The sequence below is a fragment of the Anaerococcus murdochii genome (assembly GCF_019957155.1).
Classification (GTDB): domain Bacteria; phylum Bacillota; class Clostridia; order Tissierellales; family Peptoniphilaceae; genus Anaerococcus; species Anaerococcus murdochii.
Map to the genome: position 1 here is coordinate 1,352,591 of NZ_JAIPME010000002.1, position 15,845 is coordinate 1,368,435.

General features: G+C 37.9%; 17 protein-coding genes. All 17 read left to right on the forward strand.

Features of this window, described 5'->3' with window-relative positions; genetic code table 11:
• Positions 1–12: 12 nt before the first annotated feature.
• The 17 genes from pflB (at position 13) to K8P03_RS06975 (ending at position 15,691) form a co-directional block, all read left to right on the forward strand.
• Positions 13–2,268 (forward strand): formate C-acetyltransferase, encoded by a 2,256-nt coding sequence (pflB, locus tag K8P03_RS06895; protein ID WP_223419728.1) that lies wholly within the window; start codon positions 13–15, stop codon positions 2,266–2,268.
• Positions 2,269–2,290: 22 nt separating this feature from the next.
• A complete protein-coding gene (gene pflA, locus K8P03_RS06900) occupies positions 2,291–3,010 on the forward strand; it encodes a pyruvate formate-lyase-activating protein (RefSeq protein WP_223419732.1) in 720 nt (239 codons plus the stop codon).
• 9 nt (positions 3,011–3,019) lie between these two features.
• Complete coding sequence (locus K8P03_RS06905) at positions 3,020–3,700, forward strand: Crp/Fnr family transcriptional regulator (RefSeq protein WP_223419735.1); 681 nt, start codon at positions 3,020–3,022, stop codon at positions 3,698–3,700.
• A gap of 70 nt (positions 3,701–3,770) precedes the next feature.
• Entirely contained in the window at positions 3,771–5,036 is a 1,266-nt protein-coding gene (locus K8P03_RS06910) for a YkvI family membrane protein (protein ID WP_223419738.1), read from the forward strand.
• Between the two features lie 227 nt (positions 5,037–5,263).
• Positions 5,264–5,743, forward strand: coding sequence for a type IIL restriction-modification enzyme MmeI (locus K8P03_RS06915; RefSeq protein WP_317847414.1), 480 nt, complete (start codon positions 5,264–5,266; stop codon positions 5,741–5,743).
• 164 nt (positions 5,744–5,907) lie between these two features.
• Positions 5,908–6,441, forward strand: a complete 534-nt coding sequence (locus tag K8P03_RS06920) for a DUF7010 family protein (RefSeq protein WP_223419744.1) — start codon at positions 5,908–5,910, stop codon at positions 6,439–6,441.
• A gap of 231 nt (positions 6,442–6,672) precedes the next feature.
• Entirely contained in the window at positions 6,673–7,254 is a 582-nt protein-coding gene (locus K8P03_RS06925) for a DNA methyltransferase (RefSeq protein ID WP_308749279.1), read from the forward strand.
• A 21-nt stretch (positions 7,255–7,275) separates the two neighbouring features.
• Positions 7,276–7,500 carry an HNH endonuclease family protein gene (locus K8P03_RS06930; RefSeq protein WP_223419749.1) on the forward strand — a complete coding sequence of 75 codons (225 nt, stop codon included), beginning with the start codon at positions 7,276–7,278 and terminating at the stop codon, positions 7,498–7,500.
• A gap of 435 nt (positions 7,501–7,935) precedes the next feature.
• Positions 7,936–8,406, forward strand: a complete 471-nt coding sequence (tnpA, locus tag K8P03_RS06935; protein ID WP_223419752.1) for an IS200/IS605 family transposase — start codon at positions 7,936–7,938, stop codon at positions 8,404–8,406.
• Positions 8,407–8,581: 175 nt separating this feature from the next.
• Positions 8,582–9,412 (forward strand): putative ABC transporter permease, encoded by an 831-nt coding sequence (locus tag K8P03_RS06940; RefSeq protein WP_223419754.1) that lies wholly within the window; start codon positions 8,582–8,584, stop codon positions 9,410–9,412.
• 82 nt (positions 9,413–9,494) lie between these two features.
• A complete protein-coding gene (locus K8P03_RS06945; RefSeq protein WP_223419756.1) occupies positions 9,495–10,112 on the forward strand; it encodes a class I SAM-dependent methyltransferase in 618 nt (205 codons plus the stop codon).
• A gap of 48 nt (positions 10,113–10,160) precedes the next feature.
• Positions 10,161–11,165 (forward strand): alpha-glucosidase C-terminal domain-containing protein, encoded by a 1,005-nt coding sequence (locus K8P03_RS06950; protein ID WP_223419758.1) that lies wholly within the window; start codon positions 10,161–10,163, stop codon positions 11,163–11,165.
• 52 nt (positions 11,166–11,217) lie between these two features.
• Positions 11,218–12,378 (forward strand): nucleotide sugar dehydrogenase, encoded by a 1,161-nt coding sequence (locus K8P03_RS06955; RefSeq protein ID WP_223419761.1) that lies wholly within the window; start codon positions 11,218–11,220, stop codon positions 12,376–12,378.
• A complete protein-coding gene (locus tag K8P03_RS06960; protein ID WP_223419763.1) occupies positions 12,379–13,056 on the forward strand; it encodes a beta/alpha barrel domain-containing protein in 678 nt (225 codons plus the stop codon).
• Entirely contained in the window at positions 13,056–13,982 is a 927-nt protein-coding gene (locus K8P03_RS06965) for a P1 family peptidase (protein ID WP_223419765.1), read from the forward strand. Before K8P03_RS06960 ends, K8P03_RS06965 begins: the two co-directional genes overlap by 1 nt.
• 180 nt (positions 13,983–14,162) lie before the next feature.
• The gene (locus tag K8P03_RS06970) at positions 14,163–15,365 is read left to right on the forward strand and encodes a cation:proton antiporter (RefSeq protein WP_223419767.1); all 1,203 of its coding nucleotides are present in this window, start codon (positions 14,163–14,165) and stop codon (positions 15,363–15,365) included.
• Complete coding sequence (locus tag K8P03_RS06975) at positions 15,362–15,691, forward strand: P-II family nitrogen regulator (RefSeq protein ID WP_223419769.1); 330 nt, start codon at positions 15,362–15,364, stop codon at positions 15,689–15,691. Before K8P03_RS06970 ends, K8P03_RS06975 begins: the two co-directional genes overlap by 4 nt.
• Positions 15,692–15,845 lie beyond the last annotated feature (154 nt).

The window sequence follows — 15,845 nt, forward strand, 5'->3', positions numbered from 1 at the left end:
TAGGAGGCAAAAATGGAAGTAAAAGCTTATGATGGATTTAAGGGCGAACTTTGGAAAGATGAGATAAATGTTCGTAACTTTATCCAAGAAAATTACACCCCATATGAAGGTGGAGATGATTTTTTAGCTGGTAAGAGTGAAAAGACTACAAAATTATTTGCTATCGTAGAAGATTTGATTAACAAAGAAATCAGAGAGTCTTATAGGAATGCAGATACAAGTAGGTTTTCTTCTATAGATGGTTTTGACGCTGGCTATATTGACAAGGAAAACGAGGTCATAGTTGGTCTTCAAACTGATGAGGTCCTTAAGAGAATTGTCAATCCTTACGGTGGCTACAGGATGGTTGAGCAATCTCTTGAATCCTACGGCCAAGAGATGGATCCAGTTCAGGCTAAATATTTCAAAGAATTTAGGAAGACCCACAACGAGGGAGTTTTCGATGCCTATACCAAGGATATGAGGACAGCAAGGACTGTTGGACTTTTGACAGGTCTACCAGATGCCTATGGTCGTGGTAGGATTATCGGCGATTACAGAAGAATTGCTCTTTATGGTATTGATAGGCTAGTTGAAGAAAAGAAAAAAGACCTAGATAAGATTGAAATTGACGAAAATAACCTAGAAGCAACAATCAGACTAAGGGAAGAAGTTAGCGAGCAAATCAGGGCCCTTGGCAAGATAAAAAATATGGCGGCTAAGTATGGTATTGACATTTCAAAACCTGCTACAAATGCGAGGGAAGCTGCTCAATTTTTATACCTAGGCTATCTTGCAGCTGTTAAGGAAAACAACGGTGCAGCCATGTCAATTGGTAGAAATGCAGGTTTCTTAGATATTTATATCAAGAGAGATATGGATAGGGGCATCCTTGATGAAGTTGGCGCTCAAGAAATAATTGACCAACTTGTTATAAAACTAAGACTTGTTCGCCACCTAAGAACACCAGAATACGACGAAGTTTTCGGTGGAGATCCAACTTGGGTTACAGAATCAATCGGTGGTATGGGTCTTGACGGCAGGACTCTTGTTACAAAGACAGCCTTCAGATACCTAAACACCCTAATAAACCTAGGATCAGCTCCAGAACCAAACATGACAATCCTTTGGGCTGAAAAGCTTCCTGAAGGTTGGAAGAAATTCTGTTCTAAGGTTTCTATCCTTACAGATTCTATCCAATATGAAAATGATGACCTAATGAGAAATATGTACGGTGATGATTATGCCATAGCTTGTTGTGTATCTGCTATGGAAGTTGGCAAGGAAATGCAATTCTTTGGCGCTCGTGCCAACCTAGCAAAATCACTCCTTTACTCAATAAATGGGGGAGTTGACGAAAAGAAGAAAAACAAGGATGGCAGCTTAATTAGGGTCTTTGACGATATTGAACCAATTACTACAGAATACCTTGATTATGACCAAGTACTTGCAAATTACAAAAAAGTCTTATCTGAACTAGCAGGTCTATATGTGAAGACCCTTGATGTTATCCATTTCATGCATGATAAGTATGCCTACGAAGCAGGCCAAATGGCCCTTCATGATACCTATGTTAAGAGAAACCTAGCAACAGGTGTGGCTGGTCTTTCAATTGCAGCTGACTCACTTTCTGCAATTAAATATGCAAAAGTTAAACCAGTTAGGGATGAAAATGGCATAGCAATCGACTTTGAGACAGAGGGTGATTTCCCTAAATATGGTAATGATGATGACAGGGTAGACCAAATCGCTGTTGACATCCTAACCTATTTCTCAAATGAACTTAAGAAACATGCTACCTATAAAAATGCGAAATTAACCCTTTCTGCTCTTACAATTACATCAAATGTAATGTATGGTAAAAAGACAGGTACAACACCAGATGGTAGGAAGGCAGGCGAACCATTTGCTCCAGGTGCAAATCCAATGCACGGTAGGGACGAATCAGGTGCCCTTGCAAGTCTTAACTCTGTGGCTAAACTTCCTTATGAGTGTGTCTGCGAAGATGGTATTTCCAACACCTTCTCAATCGTACCAGACGCTCTCGGCAAGGAAGAAGACGTGAGAATTGACAACTTGGTAAACATCATGGACGGTTATTTTGGCCAAGATGCTTTCCATTTGAATGTCAATGTTCTTCAAAGAGAGAAATTACTGGATGCTTACCACAACCCAGATAAGTATCCAAACCTTACAATAAGAGTGTCTGGCTATGCTGTTCACTTCAACAGACTTACAGACGAACAAAAGAGAGAAGTTCTAGAAAGAACCTTCCACAATCACCAATAATTTTTTAATAAAAGGAGGCCCTATGGCAAAATTACATTCTATAGAAACAATGGGTCTAGTAGACGGACCTGGCATAAGGACAGTGTTTTTCCTTTCTGGCTGTCCGCTAAGATGTGTATTTTGCCACAATCCTGACACCCAGTCCATGGACTACGGGACAGAAATTACAGTCGAGGATTTGGTAAAAAGGGCCAAAAGAATGAAGCCCTACTTCAAAAAAGGAGGCGGAGTCACCATCTCAGGTGGCGAGCCTCTTGCAAGTGGGGCTTTTGTTGTCGATGCAATAAGGGCCCTCCATGATGAAGACATCCACGTTGCAATCGACACATCAGGCGTGGGCGACCTTGGCTATTACGATCAAATCGCCGAGGAAGCCGACCTTATCCTTCTTGACATCAAACACTACGACCCATATTTTTTTGAAGAAATAACCAAAAATCACCAAGATAAGCTCATAAAATTTATGGATGCAATCAAAAAAACCGACACCAGGGTATGGATAAGGCATGTAATGATGCCCTTTGTCACAGATACAAAAGAGGATATGGAAGGCCTAGTTGATTTTATAAGGCCAATAAAGAAAAATATTGACAAGATAGAAATCCTTCCCTACCACAAGATGGGAATTTGTAAATACACCGATCTGGGCAAGGCCTACAGGCTAGAAAATATGGAGGCCATGGATAAAAATAAGGCAAAAGACTTTGAAATCTATGCTAATAATATGTTAAAATCTTTGTAGGAGCAAGATATGACATATTACAAAAAAGATGAAGAAAGCTTTTTGGCTTTTTTGACAGATGAAGAATTAGCAAGGTTCAGGTACAGGCCCCAGGTCCTTGTCTATAAAAAAGGCGATGTGATTTTTTCTTTTGGTGACAAGTCCGATTTTATGTATATAATCCTCGAAGGTTTTATAAAAATTTCCACCTACCTATCTGACGGTAGGGAGCAGATTTTGTATATTTACGGAGAGGAAGACTTTGTTGGTGCCCACAACCTCCTCACGGACGAGAACTACATCTATGAGGCCAAGGCCCTTTCCAAGGCAAAACTTTTGATCATTTCTAAAATAGATTTTAATAATATTTTGAAAAACAACAACCAAGTCCTAATCAAAATCCTCGACCAGTCTTTTAGGAGAATAAGAAGGTCCGAAGAGCTTATAGACAGGCTTTCGACCCAAAATGCCGACATGAAGGTAGCAAAACTCCTCCTAGACTTGGCAGAAGATGTTGGTATTGTCAAGAAAGACGGAGTTTTAGTCACCTTCCACCTTAGCCGAGAGGAATTAGGATCCTACTCGGGTGTTGTGAGGGAGACCCTTTCCCGCAAACTATCTTCTTTTGAAAAGATGGGACTAATCGAGACAATCGGAAGAAATGAAATCTTAATAAAAAATATGAATGCCTTAAAAAAGATGACTTCTTAGATTTATCTAGGAAGTCTTCTTTAATTTGCTAAAGAATTTTCTTCCAGTATTATGATAAAACGGAGGAATTATGAATAAAGAAAGATTAAAAATAATGCTCGCCTATGTTGGTGTCCTCACAGGTGCGGGACTTGCCTCGGGCCAAGAGCTTTTGCAATACTTTGTCTCGCTTGGCAAGGGCGGGATTGTGGGAATCAGCCTTGTTGGCATCCTACATATGGTTATCGGTGGGATTTTACTAATCCTCGGTAGCCACTATCTTGCGACCGACCATTCCGATGTTTTTGACGAAATTACCAACAAATTTATTTCGAAATTTATGGACTTTTCCCTGATATTTACCTGTTTTGTAGTAGGTTTTGTCATGCTTGCTGGAGCTGGATCAAACCTAAACCAGGCCTTTGGTGTAAATGTCAACGTCGGCAGGGTTATATGCGCACTTTTAATAATCATAGTCGGCATGATGGATTTTAAAAAGGTTAGCCAGGTAATTGGGTCATTTACACCCTTTATCGTTGGCTTTGTCCTAATCGGATCAGTCTACACCTTTATTAATTTTAAGCCAGACTGGGAGAGCCTAAATGCTTTTGCGACAAGACTTCAAGCAAACTTCGACAATGTCGGTTTTGCCGTCCTAAATTATTTTGGAATGTGCCTTATGACTGCAGTTTCCATGGGCCTTGTCTTAGGCGGAGATGAATTAAGTTCGGAAAATGCCGGTTGGGGCGGCCTTTTGGGCGGTGCCATAGTCGGCATCATGGGAGTCTTAATTACCCTCACCCTTTTTATCAGGGTAGAAGAAGTCTACGACCTTGATATACCAATGCTTTATATAATCGAAGACATCAGCCCAATACTTGGTTTTATCATGGCCCTAGTTGTCTTTGGGATGATTTTTAACACCGGAATTTCACTTTTTTATGCCCTAGCAAGGAGATTTTCAAACGACGACGAGAGACGTTTTAAAATCATGCTTGTAACCATCACAGGCGCAGGCTTTATCCTATCCTTCCTAGGATTTAAGAAATTAGTATCAATTTTTTATCCGATAATCGGCTATATAGGAATATTCATGATGGCTCTTTTGGTCTTTGCCTACTTCAAGGAAAGAACAGCCATCAGACGTGAATCCATGAAAAGACTGGGAATAAGACACTACATGAGAAAAAAACTCGACGACGACATAGAATTTACCAAAAAAGACCAAGAAAGATTAAACAAATTAATAGACCGCTCCCACATAGACAACGACCAAATCCAGGAAAAGACAGAAGAAACCGTACAAGAAGCCATAGACAACGACGAAGAACCGATTACTGATCATGGGGAAGATTGAGAACCAGACCGTAGTATTATTAAGCTGCGGTCTTTTTGTGTACGTTCTCCTATAAGGTTTATATATATTTTTAGAAATTATTAATGATATAAAGAGATAAGGAATTTTTTAAAAATCTGTTATTATAAATAATAAAAGGTAAATTGCTTATTATATTCGACTAGATTTAAAACAATAACTGAATTTAAATTAAACATTAGGGAAATTTATATAAGTGAGGTTTAGGAATCCTAACACAAAGAGAACAAAGAAAAGCTGCAAAAGAATTTTCTAAAAGATGGGAAGGAATAGGATATGAAAAAGGAGATTCAGCTAGATTTTGGCTATCACTTTTAAATGAAGTTTATGGTGTAGAACATCCAGCAGAATATATTCGTTTTGAAGACCAAATAATGCTTGATCATACAAGCTTTATAGACGGTTATATACCTTCAACACACGTTTTAATTGAGCAAAAATCAATAGATAAAGATTTAAAAAAAGGCATTAGACAATCAGATGGTTCACTTCTATCACCTTTTCAACAAGCAAAGAGATATTCTATTGAGTTGCCATATGATGATAGACCAAGGTGGATAGTACTATCTAACTTTCAAGAATTTCATATTTTTGATATGAATAAACCTCAATCTGAGCCTAAGATAGTGTATCTTAAAGACTTAGAAGAAGATTGTTATAGAAAGCTTACAGGAAATTTGACAAGGTAAAATAAATGCATATCAGCAAGTCGCTGACGTGTTTTTTTGCTGTTAAAATAGTTACAGGTTGAGTATAATAGGATTAGTTGGGTATCGATGGAGAGAAGTGGGTGTGGCTGTCTAAAAAAATGTCCGCACCTCCTGTAGACAAATTTGAATTTCTGGAGGAGAAAATGGTGGATGAATTAAGAAAAGAAATTGCAATTCAGCAGAAAAAAGGATTACCATTTATCATGGCATCGGTGATTATATGGCTTCTGATAGTACTTGTGTCAATTTTAGATATCAATATGAATATGAAAAATTTATTGGTATTTTGCTGTTCATGCCCATTATTACCGCTGGCTTGGCTCATTGGTAAACTTATAAAGGTGGATATCTTTTCAAAACAAAATCCACTTGGACAATTAGGCTTCATTTTCACCTTAAATCAAATGATTTATTTATTAATCGTCATGTGGGTATTTAGTGCAGTTCCGGAAAAGATGATTATGGTGTATGCAATGGTCTTTGGAGCTCATTTATTTCCCTATTCATGGTTGTATCAATCAAAGGGATATACATTTGCTGCAATTTCCATTTCGATGATTTCCTTGATTTTAGGATGTGCATTAAACGGCACAACGGTTGCTGTTGCGGCATGTATTATTGAGATAGTATTTGCTTGTGTATTACATATGGAATTAAAGAAAATGGGAGATAACTAAAACAAATCCCAGTTTGTAGAGCTTAGCAAGGATCAAGTTTCTATGAAATAGAAATCTAAATCTAAATACGTTATGTGTAAATAATTAAGTCGGTAGTAATACCGTCTTTTTTGATGCCTAAAAAGGTTTCAGAGTTCCAAGCTAAGGCTTCAGGATTCCTATAAATAGTTTCAGAGTACAGAGCAATAGTTTCAAAGTTCAAGGGCAAGGTTTCATTGTATCCAACACGTAATGAAACTAGACCTAGCTGCTGGAAGTGGGAATTTTTTGACAAAAACATATATTTCGCTTCGTAGATTTGAAAATGAAATCCTTAAAGAACTTTATGGAAATCAGATTGTGATGGGAGAAACTCATAATCCAATAAAGGTATCTATTAGCCAATTTTATGGAATAGAAATTAATGATTTTGCAGTATCTGTAGCTAGGACAGCTTTGTGGATAGCAGAATCACAAATGCTAAAAGAAACAGAAGATATTGTAAACATAACTTTAAACTTTCTACCTCTAAAAAGTTATCCTAACATACTAGAAGGTAACGCTTTGAGAATGGACTGGGAAGACCTAGTTTCAAAAGACGAATTAAACTATATAATGGGAAATCCTCCATTTGTAGGATCAAGATATATGGATAAATCTCAATCTGATGAACTAAAGAATATTTTTGGGAAAGCTAAAAATATTGGAAAATTGGATTACGTTACGGGTTGGTATAAAAAATCAGCCGAATTTATAGAAGAGAATGAAATAGAATGTGCATTTATATCTACAAATAGCATTAGCCAAGGTGAGCAGGTATCACTATTTTTGTAAGCCATAATTTGATAATAAATTTTGCTTGAGGAAGATATAAATCGTTCAATTGGAAATGCCTGGTTTAGAAGCAAAATTCAAGATTCGGTTAAGGAAAGAAAGGGCTATAAGGATAGTATTTTTGTACAAGCAAAACAAATTGTTAAGGAGTTTGAAAATCAAGTAAATCCGCTTTGGACTGTTCAAGATATTGAAAAAAGGACTAAGGCTGAGGCTAAAAAAATTACTGATTTTATTTTCGAATAATACAGAGCTTACAAGAGCTAACACTTATTTCATAATTTTTTCCAAATATTCTTAAATAATACTGCAAATAGATTAATACAAGATCTAATCTAAGTTGGGGAAATGTTATAAATTAAAACAATTAAATTGCTTTGGGATATGGTTTATATCCAATATGGCTACTTGATGAATGAGGATATATTGTTGCTAATATACTAGCGAAAGAACTTGGATTTGTATTAAATTTTCAAAAGTAATAAAGCAATGGAAGTGCCCAGCAAGGCTTGGGCACTTTTTTGTTTGTCCACTTTAGTGAGTTGAGCGAACGAAAGAGAGCGAAACAAAAAACCACCTGCTATGCAGGTGGAGGGATTTAGCTTTAGCTTCAAGCACCAAGAAAACCTCCTTAAAGTATAATTGTGATAGTCACATGCACAATTAAACAAGGAGGTAATCATGGATAAAAATACTTTATCACATACAAGCTGGAGATGCAAATATCATATAGTTTTTGCGCCAAAATATAGAAGACAAGTAATATATAGACAACTAAGGAAAGATATAGGAAGCATACTTCGAGAATTATGTTCAAGAAAAGGAGTAAACATAATAGAAGCAGAGTTATGCCCAGATCATGTCCATATGTTGGTAGAAATACCACCAAAATATTCAATATCACAAATAATGGGATATTTAAAAGGAAAAAGTTCGCTGATAATATTCGATAGACATGCCAACTTAAAATATAAATATGGAAACAGACATTTTTGGTGTAGAGGATACTATGTAGATACTGTAGGCAGAAATGAAAAGAAAATAAAAGAATATATACAAAATCAATTAAAAGAAGATTATTATGCTGACCAAATAAGTATAAAGGAATACTATGACCCGTTACGAGAGAGGAAGTCAAATAAGAACAAATAAAAAAACTGCTTCAGCAGTAGTTGGGAAAGTGGTGCATGTGATGGAATATTCGGAGCCCCAATAGGGGCGTGCCGGTATTCGCGCCTTATAGGCGCTGCACAAACTACCAGCTAAGCTGGTAGTTTTGATTAAATATTTCTCAATCCGGGTATAATAGTTAGAAGGAATAAAGGAGGTGTTTTTTATTAGGTTTTATATAGGATATTTTTTTGTTTATGCCTTTATTGGTTGGATTATGGAGGTTTCCTTTCAGGCGGTGAAGACTGGGCGTTTTATTAATAGGGGGTTTTTGAATGGGCCTCTTTGTCCGATTTATGGCTTTGGGGCCTTGGGTGTGATTTATTTTTTGACAGACATTGCAAAGACTAACAAGCTTGTCTTGTTTTTTGGATCAGTTTTTATAGCCACAGCCCTAGAGCTCGTTGGGGGCTTTCTTTTGGAGAAAATTTTCCACAAGAAATGGTGGGATTATTCTGACATGAGATTTAATCTTGGCGGCTATATTTGCCTTGAATTTTCAATCCTTTGGGGCCTTGCCTGCTTTGTCTTGTATGAGGCAGTTCACCCTATGATTGTGAGATTTTTTGAGCTTTTAAATCCAAAATTTATTTTTTATGGAAATATAATTTTACTTGCAATTTTTGCTGTAGATATGGCTCAGACCATCCTTACCTTGGTTGGCCTAAATAAGAAATTTAAGAAACTCCAGGCTGCAAGTGCGGATATTAGGGAGGTTTCAGACGATATTGGCAAGCGTGTCTATGATAGGACTATGACTATTAAGGAAAAGAGCGAGGAAATCAAAGACAGACCAAGGGTCAAAGAGATCGAAGCCAAACGAGCACAAATTCGAGCTGACCTGATTGATAAATTTGACAAGATGGGTGAAAGAAGACTTATCAAGGCCTTCCCTAATTTGATTGAAGATTTTGTCGACAAAGTCGATAAGGACCTGGATAAGATTGACAGAGATATAAAAGAAATAGAAAAGAATATTGAAAAATAGGGCTTAGGTCCTATTTTTTTATCACAAAAATACCAAAGGAGTATAATTAAATTATAATAATTTTGAAAATTTTGGAGGAATTATGCTTGATAATAAGGGCTTTGACTTGTGGGCTGATGGCTATGATGAAAGTGTTGGCCTTTCTGATGAAGAAAATACCTATCCTTTTGCAGGTTATAAGGATATTTTAAATACCATATATAAGGAAGTTTTGAAATCTAAGGATGAGACAGTTTTAGATATTGGTTTTGGGACAGGGACTTTGACCTTTCGACTTTATGAAAAGGGGCTTGATATTTTTGGACAAGATTTCTCTAATGAAATGATTAAAATTGCCCAAGAAAAGATGCCGGAAGCAGAGCTTTTTGCTGGAGACTTTACAAAAGGCCTTTGTAAGGATTTGTTAGGGAAAAAATACGACGCCATTATCGCAACCTATTCTCTCCACCACCTGACAGATGAGGAGAAAATTCCCTTTATAAAATCTTTGATTCCTTTATTAAATCCTGGTGGGAAAATATATATTGGCGATGTCGCCTTTGAAAATCGTGAGGATTTAGAGGCTTGCAAGGAAAAATCCCTTGCCTATTGGGACAATGAAGAATATTACTTTGTATATGATGAATTAAAAGTAAGTTTTCATAGTATGAACTTTGAAAAATACTCGTTTTGTGCAGGAGTCCTTACTATTAGAAAATAAATTTATTAGCATCATTAGGGCTTAAATAGAAATAGAAATGATTTAAAAATGAAGGATAAGATAATTTTAAAAACCGACCTTAGGGATTTTAAAAAATTACAAGTAAATATAAGATTTTATAAGGCCTTGGGTCTTGATTCTGTCCTTCTTAGGTCCTTTGGAAGGCTTGACGAAAATGAACTTGAGGACCTTTTTGACTTAAATCATTTCTACGAAAAAAACGGCCTAGGCCTTGTTGTGTCTTTCCATATAAAGAAACTTATGGACAAACTTTTAGGGGAAGATACTTCAAATATAGACTTTGCCGACCCAAAAATCAGGCAGGGTCTCTATCATTTTTTGGGATATTTGATTAAGCATGGGATTAGGGCCTTTGATCTCGAAGGCCTTGAAAATCTCGCACCTGGTGAGGGTGATATCCTTAAAGCTTGTAGGGAATTAAATAAAAACACTTTTTTTAATAAGGATGTCCTTGCCATGGGGGAAATTGATGCTAGCAAAAAGACCCAAATCGCCCTAGCAAATCCTAATTTTTCTGCCCTTTCTATGATAAGGCCAAGCGGAGAAATAGGGGATTTATTCAAGTTTTCAAGAGATTTTGCGGCAGCTGGGTCTAATTTGTCCCTTTGTCCGTCAAATTTCCCCCAAGAGGGAATTAATTTTGAAAATTATCCAGAGTCTGCCAAGAGATTAATTTTTATGACCCTTTTCTTTTTGAAAGGATCCTTATTTATAGATGAGAATTGGCTGGATTTTGGCGATATAATTTTTTTGCGAGAGCTTTTTATCCACAAAGAAAAAATCCAAAGCCTAGGAAAAATGACAAAAATTTTGCCAAAGGAAGCTGACGTTTTGGCCTTTATTAGGGAAGGCGATGGGGAGAAGATTTTGTTTTTGGCGAATTTCTCCGAAAAAGAAGTCCTCCTAGATCTGGCCTATAAGGTCATGGACTACAAGGATTATGAATTTTTGGCAGGGTCCTTAACCCATCGCACCCTTTATAGGACCACACTTTTAAGGCCTTACGAGTCTATCGCTTTTATCAAATTGTAAATATTTTGAAAGAATGTAAAGTATAAGAAAGTTAAAAAACTAAGGAGCAATGATGAAAATTATAGTAATGGGCATGGGATATGTTGGCCTATCAAACGCAGTTCTTTTGGCCCAATCAAACGAGGTTGTGGGCGTAGAAATTGACCCAAAAAAAGTTGACCTCATTAATAATAAAAAATCGCCATTAAAGGACGATTACATAATAGATTATTTGGCAAATAAGGACTTAAACCTAATCGCCAAGACAAGTGGGGAAGATGATTTTAAGGACGCTGACCTAGTAATTTTAGCTCTTCCAACCAACTACGACGAGGTGGAGGAATTTTTTGACACTTCTTTTATAGACGACGCTATAAAGATGATTAAAGACATCAGAAAAGACTTGCCAATCCTTATAAAATCAACTATTCCAATCGGCTATACCGAGGGGAAAAATCAGGAATTTGCCTGCGATAATATAATCTTCTCCCCAGAATTTCTAAGAGAGGGCAGGGCCCTTTATGATTCCCTTCATCCTACAAGGATTATCGTATCAGATAAGACTGAAATGGGGGAAAAGATAGCCAATCTTTACAAAAAAGAATCCCTAAATGACCCAGAAGTGATTTTGATGGGAAGAAGTGAGGCTGAGGCAGTTAAACTTTTTGCCAACACTTACCTTGCAATGAGGGTGGCATTTTTCAACGAACTTGATAATTTTGCCCTAGGCAAGGGTCTTGATTCTAAGTCCATTATCGAAGGTGTTTCAGCAGATCCTAGGATAGGAAACCACTACAACAACCCATCTTTCGGTTACGGGGGCTATTGTTTGCCAAAGGATTCAAAGCAGCTTTATGCCAATTTTGACAAGATTCCTTCTGCACTTTTCAAGTCCATTATCGACTCAAATGAGGTTAGAAAGGACTATGTATCAGAGGATATTTTGGCTAAAAATCCGGAGACCATCGGCGTTTACAGGTTGGTTATGAAAAAGGGTTCGGATAATTTTAGGAAGTCCGCTATTTTCGATGTTATTAATAATTTAAAGAAAAAAGGCGCAAATATTGTAATTTACGAACCAAACCTAGAAGGTGACGACTTTGAAGGCATGAAACTCGTTCGCAATTTAGATGACTTTAAGAAAGTCGATTTGATAATAGCAAACAGGGTCGAAGACGACCTAAAAGATGTAAAATCCAAGCTTTACACCAGAGATTTATTTGAGAGGGATTAGATGACAGAAAAGAAAAAAGTGCCCCAAGTTCATTCTAAGCTCAGAAAATCATTCATTTCTGTGCCTGAAGAAATCTACAAGGCAAGCGGAATCAAAATTTTTGATAAGAGGATAAAATCCTTGCTTTTTACGACAGACCTTGCCATAATTAGAAATTCAAATGCCGATTCAATCATGGCAGTCTACCCATACACACCCCTAAATTCCATCACTGAGTCCATCATTTCCATAGCTTCAGTTCCATGTTTTATAGGTGTTGGCGGCGGCACTACCCAAGGGCCAAGGTCAAGGTTTGTAGCCTATTATGCAGAACTTGCTGGTGCCTATGGGGTTGTGGTAAATGGACCAATACCTCACGAAGATATTAGGGAAATTTCAAACTTTGTCGACATACCAGTCATAGCCACAATTTCGTCTTTGAAGGATGATTACAGGGAGAAAATCAAGGCGGGTGCTGAGATTTTGAATGTTTCTGGCGGCAAATATACAGCTGATTTAGTTCGCCACATAAGGGCTGATATTGGGGACGATTTTCCAATAATTGCCACAGGTGGCAAGGACGGAAAGTCTATTCTTGAGACCATAAATGCTGGTGCCAATGCCATTTCCTACACTCCACCATCTTCGTCCGATGTTTTTGGGTCGATGATGGATACTTACAGAAATGAGGATGTTTAATGTACGGTGGATTTTTTACTGATGTTGGTAATATCAAAGTAGGCCACGCCCAAGACTACGAGGGCGGCACAGGCCTTACTCTTATCCTTCCAGATCCAGGCAACACAGCAGGTGTAGACGTAAGGGGAGGGGCACCGGGCACACGTGAGACCGACCTTTTAAATCCCCTAAACCAGGTATCTGAAGTTTCTTCCATAATTTTATCGGGAGGCTCTGCCTATGGACTTGAAGCGGCTAGCCACTTAATGAAAATCCTAGAAAAAGAAGGGATAGGCTTTGATGTTGGAGTTGGAGTCGTTCCAATCATTTCCCAGGCGGTCTTATTTGACCTAGCCTACAAAAATCCCAAGGCAAGGCCTGATGAAAAGATGACCCAAAAAGCCTTTGAAGCTACGACCTATGATGATAAGAGCCAGGGGATTCTTGGTGCAGGCACAGGTGCGACAGTTGGCAAGGCCCTTGGCCCAGAATTTTTGGTAAAATCTGGTCTAGGCCAGGCTTCTATTAAAAAAGGCGACCTAGTAGTGTCAGCCATCGTTGCTGTAAACGCCTTTGGAGATATTTTCGACTACCACAAGGGCCTCCAAATAGCAGGACCAACCAAGGATGGCAAGATGCTAAAAACTATTGATTTGATTGACCAAATCCTCGGTTCTTTTGCGGATATAAAGCCATCCAACACCACAATCGGGGCTGTTGCTACAAATGCCACTTTTTCTAAGACTGAGCTTACAAAAATTGCCGGCATGGCCCACGATGGCTACGCCAGGTCCATAAATCCAGTCCACACCCTTTTTGATGGGGACACAATCTTTTCCTTGGCGACAAATAAAGTAGAGGCGAACATAAACCTAGTAGGGGCACTTGCCGCAGAAGCCATGTCCATGGCCATTGCCAACGCAATTTATGCTAGTAAAACAAATTAAAAAAGCCACTCTCGAGTGAGATTACACTTGGGAGTGGTTTTTCTTTTAAAAATCTCATTAGAATCACATTTATCTTTGCAAATTTTTTGTGAAATTCCTAGCTATAATATATTTTTATAGTATAATATCTATATAATATAATATTTTTATGAATTTATTAATGGATGGAGGAGGATTTTATTGGGGGTACAGATTAAATTAGCCCTGGTGATTATTTTTGGAATTATCGGGGGCAAGATTTCACCAAGGTTTAACCTGCCAAATGTCACAGGCTATATTGTGGCGGGTTTGTTTTTAGGACCTTCATTTTTTAATGTTTTAAACGAGGCCAACCAGCCAATGGTGGACTTTGTAAATGAGTTTGCCTTGGGGATTATTGCCTTTTCGATAGGTAGTGAATTTAGGCTTGAAGACCTCAAAAAACTGGGCAAGGACGTCTTTGTAATCACCCTTATGGAGGTGGTCGGGGTCCTTATTGTGGTTTTTTCGGTCATGTATTTTGTTCTTGACAAGTCCTTTGTCTTTTCAATCATCATAGCTTCCATGTCGGCTGCAACAGCACCTGCGGGAACAATGATGGTGATCAGGCAATTTAGGGCCTACGGACCTTTGACAAAGACCATTTTACCAGTGGCGGCCCTGGATGATGTTTTGGGTATTATAGTCTTTGGAATTTCAATGTCTTTGGCTAAGTCTTCTATAGGTCAAGCTCAGGCGTCTGTGCCGATGATGGTCTTAGGGCCATTAATTGAAATCACGCTTTCTTTCTTATTAGGACTGGCTTTGGGCCTTATTTTTACTTATTTGATAAAGAAGGTCAAATCTAAGGAAGACGAGCTTTGTGCAATTATTACGGTGATTTTATTGGGAACAGGCCTTGCAAATTATTCCAAACTTTCCCCACTTTTGGTCAACATGATGGTGGGAGGTGTCCTTGTGAATTACCACCGAAATTCAAGGAAGGTTTTTGATAATATCAACGACTTTGCACCGCCAGTAAACCTCTTGTTTTTCACCCTTGCTGGCGCAAAACTAGATCTTTCGGTCCTATTTTCTATAGGGTCACTTGGAATTTTCTACGCTCTTTCAAGGGCAGTTGGGAAAATTTCTGGTGCATCTTTGGGGGCAAAACTTGTTGGGGCAAAGGATACGGTTGTCAAATACCTTGGACTTGCACTTTTGTGCCAGGGCGGAATTTCCATCGGTCTATCAATGATAGTAGCCAGAGAACTTCCAGGCTTTGCTGATGAGATAATTACAGTAATCTTATTCTCTGTTTTGGTTTTTGAAATCCTAGGGCCAATTTTAGCCAAGGTTTCGATTACCAAGGCGGGTGAGTTTGACGGTTTGAAAATAAAAGTTATGAAGGAGAAAAAAGCATGAAGGCACTATTTTTAGTTTTAAATAAGACGGAAAAACTCAACGACATCTTAGAAAAATTTATGGAAGTTGGGGTTACTGGGGCGACAATTCTTGATTCCCAAGGCATGGGATCAGCCCTAATTGAGGGGGAAATCCCACTTTTCGGCGGTGTCCTAAGGTCAGTTATGGACAATAACAGGCCTTATAATAAGACAATCTTTACCTTAGTTAATGACGAAGATATGAGGGCTGCAAAGTCTGCTGTTAAAGACGTCCTAGGCGATATGAACCAACCTGGAGTTGGGCTTATGTTTAGCGTGGACGTGGGAGATGTGGTTGGCATATAAATTGGAGGCGAAATCGCCTCTTTTTTTGTGGGAAAACTTGCGATAAATATTTATTTACAAGAAAAAAGATATATCTATTAAAGCTAGGATTTACTAAGGCTTTAGAAAATTTAGGACTTTTCCAAGTACAAAAAAACCTTTTCATTAACAAAAA